This is a genomic window from Pseudoalteromonas sp. Angola-7, from assembly GCF_028599255.1.
Lineage (GTDB): Bacteria > Pseudomonadota > Gammaproteobacteria > Enterobacterales > Alteromonadaceae > Pseudoalteromonas > Pseudoalteromonas atlantica.
The window spans coordinates 64,127-85,224 of record NZ_JAQREL010000001.1; the positions used below are offsets into that span (position 1 = coordinate 64,127).

Consider the following 21,098-nt stretch of genomic DNA (forward strand, 5'->3'; position numbering starts at 1 on the left):
CAATTTTTTAAGATAAATAACGCATTTTCACGGTAAAGCTGAGTTTACTCTATTAGCAAATCGAGCCACACCAACCGGTGATCGCTCGATGCGTTTCTATCTTTTATTAATCTATATTGCTCGCTGTTTTTAGTGGGCCAAAACACCCCGCCATCGTGTATTTTAAACCCATAGGTAGAGGGTAAAACATAATCTACACGCGCTTGCCAGTTAGCTGTAAAGTGCTTTGCGTATGACTGCGGGTACTGCTCTTTAGCACCGGCGCTTTGCGGTATAAATTGCGAATTTATAAGTGGATTATTTAAAATTTGATTGGTGGTTTCAACCCGTGCTTTATCCCCTTCAGGCGCAGCGTTTAAGTCACCTAAAATAACAAACCGCGAGTTTGCTTTTAATCCGCCTTTTTGGCCGTTATCGTCGTAAATATAGGCTTTATTAGCAACATAATCGGCAATTAACCTAACTTCGTCATGATTACGTTTGCCGTTTCTGTCTTCATCGCCATCAAACACCGGCGGGGTTGGGTGCGAGGCAAGCACATGCACCGTTTTATTGTTTACTACAACAGGTACATCCCAAAACGATTTAGAGCTAAGCCTAAGCGCTTGCCATTCTTGCGTGTTATACCAATTCTCTTTTGTTTTAGGGTCTATTGGCATTTGCGCATTAGGCATATCTTTATATTTAAACGTTTGAAGCGTGCGCAGTTTCTCAAGGTTAATGGGGTATTTAGATAAAATAGCCATCGCGTAATGGCCTTCAAAAAAACCAAAACCTTGAGCATCGCCCATTACAGCGGTTTTTTTACCGTTGTTATCAAGGTCAAACTCAGTAGCAAGGCCTGTATTTACTGGGGCAATAAAGCTGTATGGGTAATCAATGGGGGCTTGTTTATTTTGGCTTACATTTAAAAACTGGCGTTTAAAATAATCTATACCTTGCGCTTTGGGTACGTAGTCAAACTCGTTTAATAAAATAATGTCAGGGCGAACACGCTGAATTATTTCGGCTATATTTTTTATTTGCTGGTGGTTTGATTTTAGACCATTAACTAGCGCATCGGGGTTAACTTGCTCGCCTTTTGGCGTGTGATTAGTTGCATCCATACTCACATTAAAGGTGGCAATACGAAGGCTTTGGCTGGCTGTAGCATTTAAACTAAATGAAGCGGCAATGGCTAATGCGCCATAAAGTATGTTTAGTTTCATTTTTTTACTTCAAAAAATTAAAAAATAGACTTTACCAGTATTACACAATTAATACCTATTTTTATGACAAAAAAATACCGGCTTAAGCCGGTATTTAATCAGTTAATTGCAGCCTTTACTCACTTAGCATAAGTGCAGTAGCAGCTTTTAAAATGCCGGGGTACTCTTGCTCAGGTAGGTAATCGGTAAGTTGCCCAAGCTTATCGGCAAGGTTATTAATGTTATCTGCAGATACATTAATATGCCCCATTTTACGTCCAGGTTTTGCCGTTTTTCCGTACCAGTGGCTGGTTACATCACTGACTGTTAAAACCTCGGTAGGAATACATCCTTGGCCCAATACATTAATCATGGCGGTAATATGCTTAAGCTCTGTACTACCTAGTGGTAAACCCGCTACAGCTCGCATGTGGTTTTCGAACTGCGAACAATGGCAGCCTTGCTGTGTCCAGTGTCCTGAGTTATGAACTCGCGGCGCAATTTCGTTAACCAGTAAAGTGCCGTTTACATCAAAAAACTCAATGGCAAGTACGCCAACATAATTAAGCTCGTTGGCAATTTTTGTAAATGCACTATGGGCCTGCTGCTCAACCAGTGTGTTATTTTTACCCGCAATCGACAAAGTAAGCACGCCGTTGGTGTGCTCGTTTTCAGTAATTGGGTAAATAGCCACATTACCTTGCTTATCGCGTGCACCAATAATAGAGACTTCACGGTCAAACGGGATCATTTTTTCAGCAATAATGCTGTGGGGCGCATCTTGTGTGCCAGAGGCAATAAAATCAGCCATTTCTGACCAAATTTGCTCTATTTGGTCATCTGATTTTAAACGCCACTGCCCTTTACCATCGTACCCTGCTTGGCACGTTTTAATAACCAGCGGTTTGCCTAGGGTTTTAACCGCTAACTCTAAATGGGCTTTTTCTGTTATCAGTTGATACGGCGCACACGCTACGTTTGTTTTATCTAGTAGCGCTTTTTCTAATGCGCGGTCGCCACCGGTTTTAATAGCAGCTTTACCTGGGTAAAATTTATTACTGTTGCAGCACAGTGTAAGTACATCATCGGGGATATGCTCAAACTCTGCGGTAATCGCATCAGCGTCACTAATTGCCTGCTCAAGTGTGGTTGTGTAAATTTCACCGGTTAGCGGATGCATAATTTTTTGGCTGCCTACATCGTACGCAACCACATTTAAATTAAGGGGGGCGCCTGCTAGGCTCATCATTCGTGCAAGTTGGCCGGCACCTAAAATTAAAATTTTCATTTTTACTCTGCAGGATTAGGGTTAGCTAAAATAGTCTCGGTTTGCTCTTTACGAAATGCTTCAATTTTTGCAAAAATTTCTGGGTTTTGGCACCCTAAAATTTGTGCAGCAAGTAAACCAGCGTTAGCAGCGCCTGGCTCACCAATAGCCAGTGTACCCACGGCTACGCCTTTTGGCATTTGGCAAATAGATAACAATGAATCTACACCGTTTAAAGCTTTAGATTTAACCGGAACACCAAGCACAGGAAGCGATGTAAATGCCGCTGCCATACCCGGTAAATGCGCAGCACCACCGGCGCCAGCAATAATCACTTTTATGCCTCGATCTGCGGCTGAATTTGCATAATCTGCAAGAAGTTGAGGAGTGCGGTGCGCAGAGACCACTTTTGTTTCGTACTCAATACCAAATTTTTCGAGCATGAGCGCTGCGTGTTCCATGGTTGGCCAATCTGATTTAGAACCCATAATAATGCCAACAGTCATAAATACTCCTCAGTAATGTATTTTAAAAATAGCGGACTTATGTCCGGTTTTAGGCGGGTATTATACCCAAACCAAGTTTAATTGCGACTCACAAAAACAAAAAAAGCCACGTTTAAACATGGCTTTTAAAGGGTTGCAGTTACAAAGTGCTTATACTTCTTTGCTTGCTAGGTATTCGCTGTAGTTGCCTCTAAAGTCAATCACCTGGCCGTCTTTTATCTCCCAAATGCGGGTAGCAACCGATGATACAAACTGGCGATCGTGCGATACAAACAATAATGTGCCTTCGTACGCTTCTAATGCAAGGTTTAACGCCTCGATAGACTCCATATCCATGTGGTTTGTTGGCTCATCCATTAACAATATATTTGGTTTATGCATCATAATTTTACCAAATAACATACGGCCTTGTTCACCACCTGAAATAACCTTTACAGACTTTTTAATATCGTTTTGCGAAAACAACATGCGTCCTAAAAAGCCACGAACCACTTGCTCGTCGTCGCCTTCTTGTTGCCATTGCTCCATCCACTCAAACAAGTTCATGTCTTTTTCAAACTCGTCAGCATGATCTTGCGCGTAGTAACCAATATTGGCATTTTCAGACCACTTAAACTCGCCCGACTTAGGTGCTAAACGCCCAGCAAGCGTATTAAGTAATGTTGTTTTACCTACACCGTTTTCACCGATAATAGCAATGCGCTCGCCTACTTCTACTAAACCTTCTAAATTTGAAAACAACGTATTGTCTTCAAAACCTTGGCTTAGGTTGGTCATTTCTAATGCATTACGAAATAGCTGCTTTTCTTGCTCAAAGCGAATAAACGGCGATTGGCGAGAAGAGGCTTTTACTTCTTCTAGTTGAATTTTATCAATACGTTTTGCGCGTGACGTTGCTTGTTTAGCCTTTGACGCGTTTGCAGAAAAGCGCGATACAAACTGTTGTAGTTCGGCAATTTGACTTTTCTTTTTCGCGTTTTCACTTAATAGGCGCTCACGTGCTTGTGTTGCTGCAAACATGTACTCATCGTAGTTACCTGGGTAAATACGAAGCTCGCCGTAATCAATATCAGCCATGTGGGTACATACTGAGTTTAAAAAGTGACGGTCATGCGAGATGATGATCATGGTGCAGTCGCGTTGATTAAGCACATCTTCTAACCATTTAATGGTGTAAATGTCCAAGTTATTGGTTGGCTCATCAAGTAGCATAATATCAGGGTCAGAAAACAGCACTTGGGCAAGTAACACACGTAGTTTAAAACCGGGTGCTATTTCAGACATTGGGCCGTAATGCTGCTCTGTTGAAATACCTACCCCTAATAAAAGCTCACCGGCTTTAGACTCAGCTGAATAGCCGTCCATTTCGGCAAACTCAGTTTCTAAATCGGCTACTTTCATGCCGTCTTCTTCACTCATCTCTGGTAATGAGTAAATGCGATCGCGCTCTTGTTTAATATCCCATAATTCTTTATGGCCCATGATCACAGTATCAATTACAGAGTATTCTTCGTAAGCAAACTGGTCTTGGTTTAGTTTAGCCACACGTTCATTTGGATCTGTACTTACGTTACCTGCAGAGGGCTCTAGTTCGCCACTTAGGATTTTCATAAATGTAGATTTACCACAGCCGTTTGCACCAATTAAACCGTAACGGTTTCCTTCGCCAAACTTTGCAGATATGTTTTCAAATAACGGTTTAGCACCAAATTGCATGGTGATGTTAGCTGTACTAATAATAGCGCTACCCTCCAAGGGGACATGATGTATTTAAATTGCGCGCAGTTTAAACTAAATACAGCTTTTTTTCTATGAAAGTTTAAGGTTGAAAGCGTATGAACTATGCCCTATTCCACTCATTAAAGGCGTAAATTAATGCCTAACAAATAGTGCCTAAAAACGTAATTAAGCCAGTGAATGCTTATTCAACTAAAAAAATGCGCTTAGCTAAAAATAATAGCGCGATTTGTGCGCCATATCAGGGTTTAAATTTTAATTAATAAACCCGTTTAACTTAATAAGTCGATTGTTTATCGCAAAGCATTTTAAAAAACAGATAACTGGGTATATATTTATGATATAAAATGCTTTTTAGAGTTTTTGCACTAGCGTTTTATTTTTATCCAACATGAAAAAACTCAATTTAATACCCACTTACTTGCGCTATTTTCAGCACTATTTACGTAGTTTTTAATCAAAAAAAACATATCCCTTAACAGATAAAAAACACCATTAACCTCCAGTGAATATTTATTCATTTTTGGCGCTAATTTCATTGATTATTTTTCACTTTTGAGCCCATTAGGGCTTTGCTAGTCTTCATGCCTTATAAATTTAATGTCACTTTTTAAAGTTAATACACACAAGGCATCACAAATGATTAAAAACTTTGTAACCCTACTATTAGGAACAAGCATAGTAGTTGCGCCAGCTGCTTCAGCAGTAGAGCTCTATAAGGATGAAAAGAACACTATTAAAGTAGGTGGTTACCTTGATGTGCGCGTTATTAATACGCAAAACCAAACCGAAGTGGTAAATGGTACATCGCGTATAAACTTTGGCTTTACTCGCCAACTTAAAAAAGACTGGTCGGCACTAGCGCTAGTTGAATGGGGTGTAAACCCTGTTGGTAGTAGCGATATTATTTACAATAACCGCTTTGAATCTATTCAAGATGAGTTTTTATATAACCGTTTAGGTTATGCTGGCCTTTCGCACGAAAAGTACGGGCAAATTACCATTGGTAAACAATGGGGTGCGTGGTACGACGTAGTTTATGGCACCAATAACAGCTTTGTATGGGATGGTAATGCTGCGGGTGTTTACACATACAATAAAGACGACGGTGCAGTAAATGGTACTGGCCGTGGTGATAAACTAATTCAATACCGTAATAGCTACAACGACTTTAGCTTTGCAGTTCAAGCGCAACTTAAAAACAGCGAATTTTATACCTGTGATGTTGATGACATTTCTGAAGAAGCGTGTGAAGCCCTGTGGAATGATGGCGACAGCGCAGCTCAAGAAGTAGAGTTTAACTACACCTTTGGTGGGTCTGTAACTTATAACGCAACCGACATGCTAACGTTAACAGCAGGCGTAAACCGTGGTGAATTTGATGTAACGTATGGCGATGGCACAACACAAACTGTTGAAGACATAATTTTTGGTGCGGGTGTAATGTGGGGCAGCATTGAAAAACCAGGTTTATACGTTGCCGCTAACATAAATAAAAGCGAAAACCACGATACCGATAATCTAGGGCGCTTAATTAAAGACTCTATTGGTGTAGAAACCTTTATGTCGTACCGTTTTGATAACGATGTGCGCCCTTTTGTGGCTTATAACATTTTAGATGCCGGTGACGATTACGTTATTCAACCTAACTTTAATACCGATCCTAATGATGTATTCAAACGTCAATTTGCTGTGATTGGTGTTCATTACTTAATTGACGAAAACACCATTGCCTACGCTGAAGCCCGTAAAGATTTTAGCGACTTTGAAAGTGATGACAAAGACCAGCAATCACAAATGGAAGCGTCAGAAGACGACGGGATTGCATTTGGTTTTAGATACAAGTTTTAATTTCCCACCATAACAACACACAAAGCCCAGCTATATGCTGGGCTTTTTTATTTTAAACGTTAAATGATGAAAAAATTTAAATGTTTGAATGCGTTAACAATCGCTATTATTTGTTATAACACTTTATAAAAGCTGTGTGCGCTGCGTATTAATAATGCCTGTAAACATGCTTACAAATTCACCCGAAAATTAATGGAGAGAAAATGAGTTCACTCAAAACCGCCGGTAATTTTACTCTACTATGCATTGCCAGCTTAACCATAATGGTTGGCACCCTATTAGCGCCGGGTTTAGTTACCATTGCTGATGGCCTAGGCATACAAAGCAACAGCGTATTATTAATTACTTTACCTTCTTTAGGTGCGGTGGTGTTTGCCCCACTAGCCGGAAGATTAATAGACAAGTACGGCGCATATCCTTTACTTATAATAGGTTTATTTTTATACGGATTAGTGGGTGCATGTGCTTACTTTTTACATGGCCCAACCTTAGTATTTATTAATCGTTTTGCATTAGGTGGTATTACAGCAATAGTGATGGCAAGTTGCACCGTATTAATTTCAACGTGGTACAGCGGCGAAGCCCGACTGAATATGATTGCCAAACAAGGTATGGCGATAGAGCTAGGTGGCGTTATATTTTTATTTTTAGGCGGTGTTTTAGCGTCAATGTATTGGGGATTACCCCTTGCTTTATATTTAATTGCTTGGGTATTTTTAGCTATGTTGCTCATGTTTGTCCCCCGTAAGCAGCAATTGAACGCCCAAAACACAGAGCAAACTCAACAAATAAAAAAGAGCCATTCAAACGCATTAACGCTTAAAGGGGTGTATATAGTATCAACCCTAGCTATGACCATATTTTTTACCTCAACCGTGCTTTTACCTATTACCTTGCACGCACTAAATTTTAACGAGTCTGAAATAGGCCAACTATTGGCTTTTATATCGTTAATTGCGGTATTTACAGCGGGATTTATGCCTAAAGCAACTAAACGCCTTAGTGAGAAAAATGTATTAGCAATCGCATTTTTTGCCTTTGGTTTATCATACCTTTGCTTTATACAATCAAGTACATTGATATTAGTATTAGGCGCGCTATTAATTGGTATTGGCTTTGGTTTTAGCATTCCTCTTTTAAACCACATGACCGTAGAGCTAAGCCCTGAAAATGTTCGCGGACGTAACTTATCGTATTTTACTATGGCGGTGTTCTCCGGTCAGTTTTTTACCTCTTTTATGGAGTACATACCTGGGGGTGAACATAACGTATTTATAATATGCAGTATTTTAAGCGCCGTTGTAGCTATCGCCCTTCTTGTAAAACCTAAAGCGCACTAAGCAGCAATCAATAACCGGTAAAATTATTAAATTAAGTAGCCAATTACCCCCTATTTATTGGCTACTTTTATTCTCCTTACTCTTTAGCTAAGTTAAGCACTTAATAACAATTTAGTATGATGTGTTCTTTTACTATAAAGCCACCAGCAATGGTTGTTGCTTTAGTTAATTGCATTGTAAAGTCAGTTTTTTAGCCTTAGCAAACAAGTATTAATTAAAGCGATTATAAGCAAAAAGGCATGAACTGTATATAAATACAGTGCATGCCTTTTTTATAACAAACCTTAAGGTTGATCAGGGCCCTAGTGTTACCCACTGCTTAACTTCAAGTGCAGTCATTATCAGCTCTACAGAAAAAGCGGCCAGTATCATCCCCATCACACGGGTTAAAATAGACGCCCCGCCAATACCAATTAGCTTTATAATTTTGCTCGACAGCAACAACAAAATTAAGGTTACACCCAACACTGCCAGTGTAATTAACGCTGTGCCTATTTGGGTTGTAATTGGGTGAATGTGATTATCGGTAAGTAATATAACGGCTAAAATAGCCCCTGGTGTGGCAGTAGCAGGTATAGCAAGCGGAAACACCGCGATATCGTGCCCTGGGTCTTGTTTTGCTTTATTTGAATCATTGCCAAATATCATTTGTAAGCCAAACAAAAATAAAATTATCCCGCCCCCTAACTGAAACGATACCAGCCGTATACCCATCGCATTTAAAATAAGCTGCCCTATTAAAATAGAGCCAAGTAATACAGCGCCTGCATATAGCACAGTTTTAAACGCAGTTTTACGACGTTGTTGATCACTTAAATGAGAAGTGAGCGCAGCAAAAAGCGCCATAGTCCCTATTGGGTCAATAGTAGCCCAAATAACGAGGGCATCTTGAGATAGTTTTTCTAGCATATAAAATCCTTGTTAAGCGAACACGTTTTAAAAACTCGGGTAACAAATTCATTTGCTTACGCTTAACTATAAGCCAAATTGGCTATTTTTTATATTGCATTTGTTCCTCTTATGATGAAATTTACTAACGTGTATAATGTAAATGCAGCACTAATACATGACTAATGCAGTACTAAACGTGTTTATACCAAATAGAATGCTCACCCAAGCTAAAGCCTAATTTAACTAATAAGTTATGCGAACGCGCATTATGTGCACTTACCTGCGCCGCTAAGTAATTAAGCGGTATAACCTCTTTAAGCGTTTTAACAAAGCCGGTTATTACCTCAAACATAATGCCCTTATCCCAATACATAGGATCAAGCTCAAACCCAATAAACGCCCTACTTTTACAAGGCGATAAATTATAAAGCCCGCAGGTTCCCATAAGTTTGCCATTTATATTATGTTCAATAGCCACTCTTATCACTTCGCCTTCGTAATAGGCGGTAATATCGTCTTGTATTAATTGCTTAATTTGGCATTTACTTAATGGGGTTTTATAGTCGTTAAATTCGCTCACTTGCGGGTGATTCAAAATAGAAAATAACTGCGGGGCATGCTTATGAGTAATTAAACGCAATGTAACGCGTTCAAGCTGAGTTGTTTTAAACATTTTATACAGGAGTTAAAATAGCGCTTTATGGTTAAGCATTATTAACTTACCATAGCGTATTCACAAGCATTATCTTTATAGCCAATATTGAGAGCAATAATGAGCGACGATTTTAAAGTAATTCAACCTACCACAACCGTATACTGCCCTAAACGTGGTGAGGGCTGGACCCTAACAGGCATTACTAATATAAACGAGTTTACCTCGGTAATGTTTGACGGCACACGTTATACACTCCCCGCACGCGAAATAGTAGAAGAGCTGTTACCAAACCAACTAGCCCGAGAGCAAAATAATAGCTAGCACCCGTGTATAAACGGTAGTGGCTGCCACTGTGCAGCCACCTATATAAAGAGTAACTAATGATTAAAATGTATCGTCTTCACTGTATACATTTACTTTTAACTCGTCTTCATCTTCAAAAACAACAAACGAAATAGGCTTACAACATACTTGGCAGTCTTCTATGTATTGCTCGCCAATATCTGCCGCGTCTAATAATACTTCTATGCTTTCGCCGCAATACGGGCAACTTATCGATTTTTCGGTTAACTGGTTCATTTAACACCTGTTACTTTTATCTCAATACTTTCACTTTATTAAACACACTCTAATAATACAACATTGTGCTACAGAGGTTAGCTAATGTACGTATGGCCGTAATTACAAACCATTACGTATATTACTTTTTCCGCTATTGGCGTTAGCCTACTAAAAACAATGAAATAGGTTTTACAGTTAAAAGGTCTAGCTATTAAGAATATGTATTTAAACTCATACTAGAGGTAGATTATTTTATGAAAAAATCACTTACGCTTGCATTAACATCTGCCGCAATGTTGTTTAGCACCTTTTCACATGCAGCCAAAACCGAAAAAGCAGTTTTAGCCGGTGGATGTTTTTGGTGTATGGAAAGCGACTTTGAAAAGCTCAAAGGCGTAAAAGATGTTATATCGGGTTTTACAGGCGGTAAAATTAAAAACCCGACCTACAATGGTAACCATCAAGGCCATTATGAAGCAGTACAAATTACTTACGACCCTGATGTAGTAAGCTACAAAGGCATACTTGATCATTTTTGGGTAAATATTGATCCCTTTGATGCCAAAGGCCAATTTTGCGATAAAGGCCCAAGTTATTTAAGCGCCATATTTGTAGCTAACGATCAAGAGCGCAAAATAGCAGAGCAAACCAAACAGGCCGTGATAGCAGAGTTCCCAAATCAAACAGTAGTCACGCCAATACTTAATGCCAGCACTTTTTACCCAATTAAAGGTAAAGAAAGCTACCATCAGGATTATTATAAAAATAACCCCATACGCTACAATACCTACCGCTGGCGCTGCGGACGCGATAACCGCCTAGAAGAAATTTGGGGCGATAGAGTCACACATTAAAAATCTATAGTTAAACGCTTGATGGGTTTACACAAACCCATCTAACCTATTCTTTCAAATTATCATGCTCTGAAAGTTTATATTGTTTAGGTATAAAAACCATTACAGTAACTGCGAGTGCTAAAAGAAATACAAACCTTAATACTGAAGATGGAATAATAGTTTCTAAAATATTCACTAAAATTATCAGAGGAATTATAGCAATAATACCAATCAGCTTATGCCTTTGGGTAAACTCATGGAGCGCCCCGCATTCAGCACACCTATACTTTGTAGACATACGAGCAACAACAAACCAAGCTAATGATATATTCTTTTGGCAATTCAGACATTTTGGTAACATACAAAATCCTTTTAAAAGTTTTAGCGTTTAAGTAACAGCTATCTGCTAATTCTATTCATTCCGCCCCTAATTATAAACATTATTTTGATACTGTTTCCTAAAACAGCTTATTTATCTAACTTTATAAATATAATAAATTGCACTCCTAGATTGATAAAACCTAATTCAACAACTGGAGTTACACATTATGTCTGCCACCCAATTACAACTTGCTCGTGCTCTAGCGTTACCTTCAAGAGAGGCCATGTTAAATCGTGAGCACTCTGTACAGCATTTTTGGTACAACAACGACCAACTACTTACACAAGCCTGGAAAGAGTGGGAAGAAACCGAAGTAGATACAACCACCTTTACCCTTGACGATTCATTACTAGATAAAAACTTACGTGAAGCCGTTAATGCAGCATGGCAAGATCCATCAAAAGAGCATTTAGTAAAATCACTACTGGAAGAAGTAGCGACTGATGTGTATCAGTTTCAGTTTTTTGATCCTGAGCGCCTAGCAGTTTTACGTGGTTACCTAGAAAAAGTATGGAATGCTAACATTCCTATGCGTCCACCGTATGGTATTGTATTAAACCGCCGCGGCGCCATGCTCGACAAACGCTCAGAGGGCTATTTAGCTGCTCCTAGTTTTCAGGCATTTTATAACCAAGTATTAAATACATACATGCGCCCTATTTCACGTTTACTGTTTCCTGAGATCATAGGTTACGATACGCAAACGTTTGGTTTTTCTATTTATTACGACCCAGGTACAGATGCGTCTATTCGTCCGCATACCGATGCATCATCAGTAACATTAAATATTAATTTAAACTTACCTGGGGAAGAATTTAGCGGATCAGAGCTTGATTTTTACGACCAAGTAAACGCAAAAGTTGTACAACTTAGCTTTAAACCAGGCACCGCCATGATCCACAAAGGCAATGTACCACACGCGGCAAAACCTATAACCAGTGGCGACAGAACAAACCTAGTGTTATGGCTTTTTGGCGATAATGGCCGTATACCAGCGCCGGGTTCAAAACGTACAGATATTGATGCAAAAGAGCGTTGGACCACGCCAAAAACAACGCCAGACGGCTACGCACCTTTTTAAACGGTGCCGATTTTAGCTTTTTGTGCCAAGAACTTGCCCATTAAAGACATTTAATAATACTTTAATGGGCTATTAACTTGTTGCATAACCACTTAGTTACTATCTTTTTAGTATGCCAAGTTAATTTAAACAGCCTAATGAAGTTAAACTTTTTAATAATAACGACAATAACTACCCTGCTTGTATCCTCTTTTGCCTGTGCATCGCCTACTAAACAAAAATTAGTAGTTGGTTTTGGTGAAACACTACCGCCTTTTGTAATGTCACATACCAACAGCGGGCTAACCCTCGATATTATTAAAGCCGCGTTAACCCCTTTAGGGTATGAAATAGAGCCACGCTATTACCCTTATACTCGCCGCGCTAAAGGGTATATAGATGGAAAGCTCGACATATTAGCCGACATAAACTTAAGCACAGAAAACGGCAATCTCCTAAGCGGTTATATTTCAAATGAAGCCTATGAATACGAAAACGTTGCGATAGCCCTAAGGAGCAAGCATTTTAACTTTACTAAAATTTCAGATTTAACACATTACAGCTTAATCTCGTGGCCCAGCGCCGGCATACATTTAGGTGAAGAATATGCAAAAATGGCAAAAGCCAATACACAATATTACGAAGTGCACGACCAATCTCTTCAAGTTAAAATGCTTTTTTCAAATAAGGCTAATGTGATTCAAATGGATAAACAAAGTTTTGATTACTATCGCTCAACCCTTAAAGGTATTGATAGCACACAACCTGTAGATCACTTTGCGCTGTTTGGTAAAAGCCCTAGTGGCTATTTATTTAAATCAAAAAAATTACGTGATAACTTTAATATTCAGCTGCAAAAGTTAAAAAATTCAGGCGAGTACTCTAAAATATTAAAAAAATACAAACACGCCAAATAAAAAAGGTCGCTTTAACTAAGCGACCTTTTTACGTTTACAGCGCAAAATACCAATTAAAACTTATAAGAGGCAGAAAATTTAACGTTACGTGGTGTACCAGGTTGTACCCATGCATCGGCAAACGAGTTTGTGTAATATGTTTCATCAAACAGGTTACTTACCTCAGCCGTAACACCAATCGCGTCTGTTACATCGTAATTTACAAATACACGCGCGGTAGTATAACTGGGTAGTTTAAAGTCGGTACCAAAATAGCCATTGCGTTCATCTACAAATAATAGCCCGCCACCAAATTTAATTGCATTGCCATATAACTCGCCCGATTTAACAAGCTGCAAGCTAAGTTGATGCTCTGGTACATTTAAAAGTGACTCGCCGGCCTCTACTGTGTAGCCAAAGTTAGCATCAAAAAATGCGTTTTCTATTTGGGCATCTACATACGCATACGACGCCCAAATTTCTAAACTATCGCTAAGCTCACCCGTTAGGTCTATTTCTATTCCCTTACTTTGTGCTTCACCAATGGCGGCATAAGTAAACGCTGTTGGGTCATCTACTACTAGCATATTATCTTGATCTACTTTAAATACGGCAACGGTACCAAATAAAGCGCCATCGTTAAGGGTAAATTTTACACCTAGCTCAGCAGAGGTAGATTGGTTTGGCTCAAAACCATCGCCATTGGCATCAGCACCCGAAAGCGGGCGAAAGTTTTCGCCATAGGCTGCATATACAGATACATAATCACCGGCTTCATACACCACACCAAACTGCGGGCTCAAGCGCGACTGCGTTTGTTTAGTATTAGTGCCTGCTAAACGGTTATTTAAGCGCTGCTCGTAATCATCAAAACGGGCACCAATACGAATATCTAACTTATCGGTTACGCTTATTTGGTCTTGAATAAATACCCCTAGTGACTCTTGAATCTCTACGCGATCGGTATTAGATGTAGGCGTTGGTAATTCATACGCGCCGTATACAGGGTTAAATACATTAATGTATTGATCGCCCCGTACACGTAAAATAAATTGATCGTTTTCAAATTTATCAGCGTCAACACCCATAATTAAACGGTGCTCAAAACCGCCCAGCTCAAGGCTGCCGCTTAGCTCTGCACGCAATACATGGTATTGAGCATCAAAATCGCGGTAGCGCCTAAAGCGATTTACTTCGCCATCAACTACGCCGCCAAAACCGGTTTCGGTTACAAAGCCTTCCATAGAGGTATCACGGTAGTTTGCACCAAATAAAATGCTCCAGTTATCATCAAAGTCATGAATGTACTCTAACTGATGCCCTAGTACATCGGCTTCAATTGGGCCATCGCCCGGTTCACCTAAAAAACGGCTTTGTGGTATAAGCCCAAGTTCGCCATCTATGGCTAATACGCCTCTATCAAACGGCACTTCTTGCTCGCTGTATTCAAGCTCGTAAACAAGTTGGCTGCTGTCGTTAATATTCCACACTATTGACGGGCTAAAACCGTGTTTAGTGGTTTCTATGGTGTCTCTAAAGCTCTCGGCGTCTTCGTAAAAACCAACCAGTCTAATTGCAACGTCATCGTTAAGCGCTGTGGTGTAATCAGCATCGGCGCGGTAAGTATCAAAACTCGCTACCGAGAGCTTAATTTCACCTTGCGTATCAAACGTTGGGCGTTTAGTAACTAAGTTTACTGTACCACCTGGCTCACCACGGCCAAATAAAGCCGCGCGTGGGCCTTTTAAAACCTCAACCGACTCAATACCCGACAAATCACGCGAGCCACCAAAACCGCGCCCAGCATTAAAGCCATTTACTAAGTAGTTACTCGGTAGGTTTTCATCGCCTACAAAGCCACGTAACGAAAAACTATTCCAAAGCCCTCCAAAGTTATTTTGCCGTGCAACAGAGGCCGATAAATCAAGCGCTTGGTCAAGGCTTACTGCACCTGCATTTTCAAGGGCTTCTAAATCAATTTTAAGCTCTGATTGTGGAGTTTCTAGTTGGCTAAAGTTACCTTGGTAAGCTTGGCGCGTAGCAACCACAGACAGCCTTTCAATATTTGTGTTAGCACTGTGTGTTTGCTGGTTTTGCTCAGCAGCCAAAGCCTGGCTGCTAAATAAGCTTACTAGGCACGCACTTAAATAGGTGAGCTTAAGCCCTGTTGTGTTGGTTTTCATTGTTAACCTTGTTAGTAATATAAGTATTTTATAATTATGGTGTTGTTACTAGGTGCGCTAAAAAACGGCGTTTAGCGCACCTAGTAAGGATTACTTTGCTATAGCCTCAAAGCGTGGCATGTAATTGAGAACTGATTTAGGCGGGTTACCCTTATAAAATAACCAAGGGTAATAAAACTCACGTAATTGCTGATGATAATCACGAATTTGCTGCTCGTATGCATACGCCGCTACTGAGTCGGTTTGGGCGGCTCGCGTTAAGCTGCGCTGCAATAACAGCGGTGGCGAAAACCACGACACAACGCCTGCTAAGTCATATTTTTTAGCGGCTGCGTCTCGGTATGCTTTAGAGAGCGGCGCTGCTTTTAAATCGCCCATTTGCTGAAATGCGTAATACCATTTCCACTCAAACTCACTGCTCATAGCAATGTATGGCGCAAGTGCTGGGTGCTCTTTAATAAAAGGCTGCATAGTGGCAGATTTTGGTAAATCCCAGGCATCATTTACCGCCTCACGCTGAGTAAGCATAATGTCGCCACCCTTAGGCGAATGCACCGACTTGTTTATAGCAAGGTCGCCTAAAATAGGAATAATAAAAGCAAATAATACCCATAAACCAATTAGGCCAGAGGCCACGCGCGGCGCACTAGTCGCGTTTTTTCCCCACCACACACTCAGCGCAGTCCAAAATGCAAGGTATGCAATACAAAGTAGCGATACATACGCAATTTCAAACTCGCTTGCCCCAGCTATAAATGCACCTATAAAAAATGGCAGCATTAAACACACTATTACTGCTAAAAACCTTACCGTTATACGTGCGCCCCACAAAGCAAAGTACGATTTAGCCGTAGTAACCAGTAAGTCGTGCCTGCCGCTGGTGCGCTCATTTGCAAATAAGTCATGAAACAGCAAAATAATAACCAGTGGTGCTAAGGCGCTAATTACAAATACAAAATCAATTTTACCGGCTTGTGCCAATTCGGCATTTTGTGCATCGCTTTCGTAAATTTGGCCCTCTATGGCCAATAAATTAATACGGTGTTTCCACGGGAATATATCGCGTTCCCCTAATGCTGCAAAAGCAAGGTTAGATGGCTGAGAATACGTTAAATGAAAACTGTAATAAGCCAACATGCCCGGATCGTCTTGCTTTTGCTGCACTTTAGCGCGATCGCTTTGATCTGCCTCTTTTAAACGCTCTATTGTTTGCTGCTGCGCGCTTACTTCGCTAAGCCCGCTATATATTGCAAAGCCCGATAAAACAAAGCTACATAACAGCAATACCACAAGGTACTTTTGACGCAGTAAAAAGCCCCATTCTCGTGTAAGTTGTGTAATTAAATAACTCATATCAAACGTTTTCCTACCAATTTAATACCGGCTACAAGTACTACAATCCACAGTATTAACTGTAAAAAAGCAGATACACTTCTTTGCGCGCGAACATCAGCGCTATCTACATCAAAGGTAAAATTTTGCAGTATTTGCCAGTTCTCTGATCCTACGCGCGCTTTTTTAGTGGCCTCGGTATTGGCGTTGCGGTTCATATCAACTTGGTAATCAAGCTTTTCAATGTGTACTTTGTTAAGCCCTTGCACAAAATCAAAGCGCAGCTGTTCGGTTTCGCGTAAAAAGCGATGATGGGTTTCTATGCTTGTGTCCACTACAATCATCGACAGCGAGCGAATAGCCACCATAGGCGATACCCAACCAAAGTAACGCGATACCTGCGTTTGTTTAAGCTCACTTTGCATGCGCTGCTCGGCAAACTGGTTTAACACCTTAGTTTGTTTGGCCTCTGATTCACTGGCCACTAACCCTCTAAAGTTTACTGGCAGCTCATCAATGCTGTTTACGTTGTATTTTTTAAGTAGAGATTGTTTAAATTGCTTAAAGGCGGGATCGTTGGTGTTATGGCCATCACCTAGTTTTCTAAGCTCAGCTTTTACTGCAAAGTCGGTTTCTATTTTACCGGCCGATGGCACAGCCGTAGAGGCACTGGTACTTGCTACGCGCGGCATAACAATGCACAGTAAAATCCACACAAACGCAAGCGCTGTAAAGCTGCCACTATTTTTACTAAACACGCTCGATGCTAATAAAACAACTAACACCCACACGCTTAAGTACAATGCATAGCCCACAATAAAACTAACAACTGCTAAAAGGCTCTCACCCGCGCCCAGCGTAAATAACGCCGACACCGCTAATGGCGCAATAATTAACCCAACAACACACAAAAGCGCCAGCCCTTTACCCGCTATCAGCGTGCTGCCCTTGGTGCCTTGCGCCAATAAATACGACAGCGTTTGCGATTCGCGCTCACGGCTAATAGAGCTGTAACCAATTAAAATAAGCAGTAACGGCGCTAATGTTTGCACAATAAAAGCAGGCGTTAAGCTGCCAAGCTTTGTTAAAGCTGTGCCTTGGCGCTGCTCGGCAAACATTGCACTATTTTGCCTGTGTCCTTCTAAAAATATTGAGTTACCTGTGTAAGCATCTATACCTGGGTCGAGTGTGCTCAGTGGGGTTGGTGTTCTAAAAGCGTAATGCCCGTAATGCACCATTCTGTGTGGGTGGCGATCGGGCTGCTCAGCAAAGCTTTGCTCGGCATTACTTTGTAATTCATTACGAGTGTGGCTAAGTTCGTGCATTGTAATGGCAGTAACCACCACAGATGAAAGCGTAAGTAATAAACCTATGGCTAAAACGGTCATCGCCAGTTTTGAGCGAAGCCAATAGCGCCACTCATCTTTGGCAACTATCACCATCTTTGAAAAGTTATTTTTGCTCATTACGCGCCTCTTTGTGCAAACGCGGCATGAACTTGCTCGGTATCAATTCGGCCGTTTTCTGGCGCGTCAAATTCGCCCACCAGCTCGCCCGCTCTTAATAAACCAATTCGGTTTGCAACTTGGCATGCGCCGTATACATCGTGCGTTACCATTAAAATAGTAGCGCCGGTTAATGCAAGCTCACGCACTAACTGGTTAAACTCATCAATAGCAACAGGGTCAAGGCCCGATGTAGGCTCATCGAGTAAAAATATGGGGGCTTGGCGTAAAATAGCCAGTGCAATCGCGGTTTTTTGCCTCATGCCTTTAGAATACGTTTGCATAGGACGCTCCCATGCAGCTTGCTGTAGCGCTACACGGTTAAACGCAGCATTAATTTGCTCATCGGTTTTTTTAATATCAGCAAGCGATAAAAAATACGCCACGTTTTCGCGGGCAGTTAAATGCGGATATAACGTTGCCGACTCAGGTAAGTACGCCGTTTTACCGCGTACAAAATCAAGTGCCTGTGTTACCTCTTTGCCCGCTACTTTTACAGAGCCTTGAGTGGGTTTATTAAACCCAAGCAAAGTTTTTAACGTGGTTGATTTACCCGCCCCGTTTCCGCCAAGTAACGCGTAAATTTCTCCCGAGCCCACATTAAAGTTTAAGTTTTTTAAAATGGCGTTGTTTTTAATGCTAAAACTTAACGAGTCCACTTCAATAATGGCTTCGCTTTTACCTGCTTGAGTTGTATTTAGGGCTTCATTACGTGTTTGTTCCACACGTGGAGATTCTTTCGGTGATGTTTGATTAACAGCTGTAGGTGTACTCACATTCAAACTCTATTAAGGGAAATTAGAATGTGATGAATGTTATACTATATCAAATGCATATTGCAACACTATAACATATCAATAATTAACAAATGATGCAGAGGTTTTAATAGTGTTACCCATGTTGATTTATTCAACGGGTTTTGCCTATTACAAAATCCATAGCCATTTAGGTTAAAATCATTCATAACGCAGCGTTTAATATTAAGTACTTAAGTTATTTACGCCTTACCTTTAAAGTAAATTGAACAATGAACTTTTCAATTGCTAAAATGCCAACCTATTTTTTTATCAAGAGATACAATGGCAAATTTCAATACTCATCTTAATACTGCAGTCATCATCACAGGTTTAGGCTCGGCCACTTTATTAACTGCAGGCCATATTGATTTAAACGGCGCACTTTGGTTATGGTTTTTAGGCTCAATTGGCGGCTTATTACCCGACATAGACTCAGATAACTCAACCTCGCTCAATACTATTTTTAACTTATTCGCACTGAGCGCTGTATTACTGGTGCTGCATTACATAACCACCGAGCTAATAATCGAAATTAGATTTTTAGAGCTAATCGTAGTGCCGTTATTGGTGTACGGGTTTATGAAATACATTATTAGGCCCATTTTTGAATGGATCACTGTACATAGAGGCAGCTGCCACTCGTTATTATTTTTAGTGCTATGCGCGCTGTTAACAACGCAAGTAACGTGGCAACTAAACGAGCAAACAACCACACAAGCAGCCACCTTTGCCTGGTTAACAGGAGGGTTTACTTTAATCGGCGGGTTAATTCATTTATTACTCGATGAAATTTACAGTGTAGATTTAAGCAATGTCACCATTAAACGCTCCTTTGGCACCGCGTTAAAAATAGCCGACTTCGACAATAAATTAATTACCTTGGCATCAATAATTGCCATTGCAGGTTTAATCTATGTAGCCCCGCCTACAGAGCAAACTATTACCGCATTAAGTGATTGGTCGCATTTTAGGCTTTTATCTTAATAAATAAAATTTATAGGCTTAGTCACACAAAATACCCATAAACATTGTTTGTGGGTATATATGCTTATTTAAGTGGTTGTTTTAATTTGCTTTATAATAAACAGCCAGCTTAGTTAGCCGAAATCACCCCAATATTTAATTTAAAGGTTAATTCACAAAAAGGATAAGAGTCACTGAATTTTTAAAGGCTTAATAGCTTAACTCAATGCGGCTTTGCCAATTTAAGTTCATTAAAAGCGCAAGTTTTGGCCTATTTGATATTAATTATTATTTTTATTGGTTTTAGTGAAATAATTACTCCGCTTTACCTGTCTTATAGCAGCAATACTTTCATCTGTTTGATGTATGCAAAGCGACTGCAACTTTTAAAGCGTCAAATATAAAATTATAAGAGGTACATAATGGAATTTACACATAAGCGCACCACCCTAATTACAGCATCGTTATTGTTGGCGTTGGCGATAACCCAAGCTATTTTTACTGCCCTTTACAGTGCTGAAATTAGCTTTTCAAGACAGTATGCATGGGGACTAGAAGCCGTGCTGTTTACTGTGCTTGTGGCCTTTGCAAGTACCACTATGGTGCAAGCTAAAAACGCTCAACTAGGTTGGTCGGCTATCACATTTAGCGCAATACTTAACATAGTACAGGTAAGCATTGGCCTAACGTTGTTTTCAACATTTGGCAAAGTAGCGGGCGCAGTAGAAGGCGCACAACCTTTAATTGGTGGCGTGGTGTCTTTGTCATTCATGATTTACTACGCAGCTAAATTACTACTAGGCTTAGCAGCTGTTGTTTTTGGCCTGTCTTACTTAGCTAAAGGTGGCAAAGCCATTGGCGGCCTTACAGCCCTAGCAGGCGCAGTTGCAATGCTTGCCAATGCAGTATTAATTATTGCTGGCCGTGATGGATTCCTGCCATCAGGCGTTGCTGGCGCATCAGGCATGATTGCAACATTGCTTTTAGCAATTTGTTTAATAAGCCTTAACCGTAAAGCAGACTAAGGCTTAATAGCTTACAAGTAATTTGCTTATTTAAATAAGATATAAACATCGGCGTGTATTAGAGTGCTAATTCGCCGATGTTTTACGTTTAAAGTGACTGCCATCTTATTTTTAAGACTAATTC

The 21,098-nt window shown here is 40.3% G+C and carries 20 protein-coding genes; 8 read left to right on the top strand and 12 right to left on the bottom strand.

The window, feature by feature from the left end; all coding sequences use genetic code 11:
• Positions 1-44: 44 nt before the first annotated feature.
• From PSH50_RS00290 to PSH50_RS00305, 4 genes are all read right to left on the bottom strand, one after another.
• A complete protein-coding gene (locus PSH50_RS00290) occupies positions 45-1,208 on the bottom strand; it encodes an endonuclease/exonuclease/phosphatase family protein (protein WP_273609207.1) in 1,164 nt (387 codons plus the stop codon).
• Between the two features lie 115 nt (positions 1,209-1,323).
• Entirely contained in the window at positions 1,324-2,475 is a 1,152-nt protein-coding gene (locus PSH50_RS00295; protein WP_273587267.1) for a 5-(carboxyamino)imidazole ribonucleotide synthase, read from the bottom strand.
• Between the two features lie 2 nt (positions 2,476-2,477).
• Entirely contained in the window at positions 2,478-2,960 is a 483-nt protein-coding gene (gene purE / locus PSH50_RS00300; protein WP_024033606.1) for a 5-(carboxyamino)imidazole ribonucleotide mutase, read from the bottom strand.
• Positions 2,961-3,110: 150 nt separating this feature from the next.
• Positions 3,111-4,700, bottom strand: coding sequence for an ABC-F family ATPase (locus tag PSH50_RS00305; protein ID WP_083901794.1), 1,590 nt, complete (start codon positions 4,698-4,700; stop codon positions 3,111-3,113).
• 636 nt (positions 4,701-5,336) lie between these two features.
• Here PSH50_RS00305 and PSH50_RS00310 point away from each other — a divergent pair.
• Positions 5,337-6,548, top strand: a complete 1,212-nt coding sequence (locus tag PSH50_RS00310; RefSeq protein ID WP_273609208.1) for a porin — start codon at positions 5,337-5,339, stop codon at positions 6,546-6,548.
• A 203-nt stretch (positions 6,549-6,751) separates the two neighbouring features.
• Positions 6,752-7,888: an MFS transporter gene (locus PSH50_RS00315; protein ID WP_154944475.1), complete on the top strand. Its 1,137-nt coding sequence runs from the start codon at positions 6,752-6,754 to the stop codon at positions 7,886-7,888.
• 294 nt (positions 7,889-8,182) lie between these two features.
• Here PSH50_RS00315 and PSH50_RS00320 read toward each other — a convergent pair whose 3' ends face one another.
• Both PSH50_RS00320 and PSH50_RS00325 read right to left on the bottom strand, forming a co-directional pair.
• A complete protein-coding gene (locus PSH50_RS00320) occupies positions 8,183-8,797 on the bottom strand; it encodes a MarC family protein (RefSeq protein WP_273609209.1) in 615 nt (204 codons plus the stop codon).
• 172 nt (positions 8,798-8,969) lie between these two features.
• Positions 8,970-9,452: a GNAT family N-acetyltransferase gene (locus tag PSH50_RS00325; RefSeq protein ID WP_273609210.1), complete on the bottom strand. Its 483-nt coding sequence runs from the start codon at positions 9,450-9,452 to the stop codon at positions 8,970-8,972.
• Between the two features lie 99 nt (positions 9,453-9,551).
• Between PSH50_RS00325 and PSH50_RS00330 the strand changes: the two genes are divergently transcribed.
• A complete protein-coding gene (locus PSH50_RS00330) occupies positions 9,552-9,755 on the top strand; it encodes a hypothetical protein (protein WP_004586614.1) in 204 nt (67 codons plus the stop codon).
• Between the two features lie 63 nt (positions 9,756-9,818).
• Here PSH50_RS00330 and PSH50_RS00335 read toward each other — a convergent pair whose 3' ends face one another.
• Positions 9,819-10,013, bottom strand: coding sequence for a CPXCG motif-containing cysteine-rich protein (locus PSH50_RS00335; RefSeq protein ID WP_004586615.1), 195 nt, complete (start codon positions 10,011-10,013; stop codon positions 9,819-9,821).
• A 236-nt stretch (positions 10,014-10,249) separates the two neighbouring features.
• Between PSH50_RS00335 and msrA the strand changes: the two genes are divergently transcribed.
• A complete protein-coding gene (msrA, locus tag PSH50_RS00340) occupies positions 10,250-10,849 on the top strand; it encodes a peptide-methionine (S)-S-oxide reductase MsrA (RefSeq protein WP_273609211.1) in 600 nt (199 codons plus the stop codon).
• Positions 10,850-10,895: 46 nt separating this feature from the next.
• Here msrA and PSH50_RS00345 read toward each other — a convergent pair whose 3' ends face one another.
• Positions 10,896-11,192, bottom strand: coding sequence for a hypothetical protein (locus PSH50_RS00345; RefSeq protein WP_273587272.1), 297 nt, complete (start codon positions 11,190-11,192; stop codon positions 10,896-10,898).
• 187 nt (positions 11,193-11,379) lie between these two features.
• Between PSH50_RS00345 and PSH50_RS00350 the strand changes: the two genes are divergently transcribed.
• Both PSH50_RS00350 and PSH50_RS00355 read left to right on the top strand, forming a co-directional pair.
• Positions 11,380-12,294 (top strand): 2OG-Fe(II) oxygenase family protein, encoded by a 915-nt coding sequence (locus tag PSH50_RS00350; protein WP_273587273.1) that lies wholly within the window; start codon positions 11,380-11,382, stop codon positions 12,292-12,294.
• Between the two features lie 137 nt (positions 12,295-12,431).
• The gene (locus PSH50_RS00355; protein ID WP_273587274.1) at positions 12,432-13,190 is read left to right on the top strand and encodes an ABC transporter substrate-binding protein; all 759 of its coding nucleotides are present in this window, start codon (positions 12,432-12,434) and stop codon (positions 13,188-13,190) included.
• 53 nt (positions 13,191-13,243) lie between these two features.
• Here the strand turns inward: PSH50_RS00355 and PSH50_RS00360 are convergent, their stop codons facing one another.
• The 4 genes from PSH50_RS00360 to PSH50_RS00375 all read right to left on the bottom strand — a co-directional run bounded on the left by PSH50_RS00360 (position 13,244) and on the right by PSH50_RS00375 (position 18,965).
• Positions 13,244-15,352 carry a TonB-dependent siderophore receptor gene (locus PSH50_RS00360; protein WP_273587275.1) on the bottom strand — a complete coding sequence of 703 codons (2,109 nt, stop codon included), beginning with the start codon at positions 15,350-15,352 and terminating at the stop codon, positions 13,244-13,246.
• Positions 15,353-15,442: 90 nt separating this feature from the next.
• Positions 15,443-16,705 (bottom strand): DUF3526 domain-containing protein, encoded by a 1,263-nt coding sequence (locus tag PSH50_RS00365; RefSeq protein ID WP_273609212.1) that lies wholly within the window; start codon positions 16,703-16,705, stop codon positions 15,443-15,445.
• Entirely contained in the window at positions 16,702-18,150 is a 1,449-nt protein-coding gene (locus tag PSH50_RS00370; RefSeq protein WP_273609213.1) for a DUF3526 domain-containing protein, read from the bottom strand. The genes PSH50_RS00365 and PSH50_RS00370 overlap by 4 nt, the downstream gene beginning before the upstream one ends.
• Positions 18,150-18,965, bottom strand: coding sequence for an ABC transporter ATP-binding protein (locus PSH50_RS00375; RefSeq protein WP_273587278.1), 816 nt, complete (start codon positions 18,963-18,965; stop codon positions 18,150-18,152). Before PSH50_RS00375 ends, PSH50_RS00370 begins: the two co-directional genes overlap by 1 nt.
• Before the next feature lie 303 nt (positions 18,966-19,268).
• On the opposite strand from PSH50_RS00375, the gene PSH50_RS00380 reads away from it, so the two are divergent.
• Together PSH50_RS00380 and PSH50_RS00385 are read left to right on the top strand one after the other, a co-directional pair.
• Positions 19,269-19,970 carry a metal-dependent hydrolase gene (locus PSH50_RS00380; protein WP_273587279.1) on the top strand — a complete coding sequence of 234 codons (702 nt, stop codon included), beginning with the start codon at positions 19,269-19,271 and terminating at the stop codon, positions 19,968-19,970.
• A 401-nt stretch (positions 19,971-20,371) separates the two neighbouring features.
• Positions 20,372-20,974, top strand: coding sequence for a thiamine biosynthesis protein ThiC (locus PSH50_RS00385; protein WP_273587280.1), 603 nt, complete (start codon positions 20,372-20,374; stop codon positions 20,972-20,974).
• The last annotated feature ends 124 nt before the right edge of the window (positions 20,975-21,098 follow it).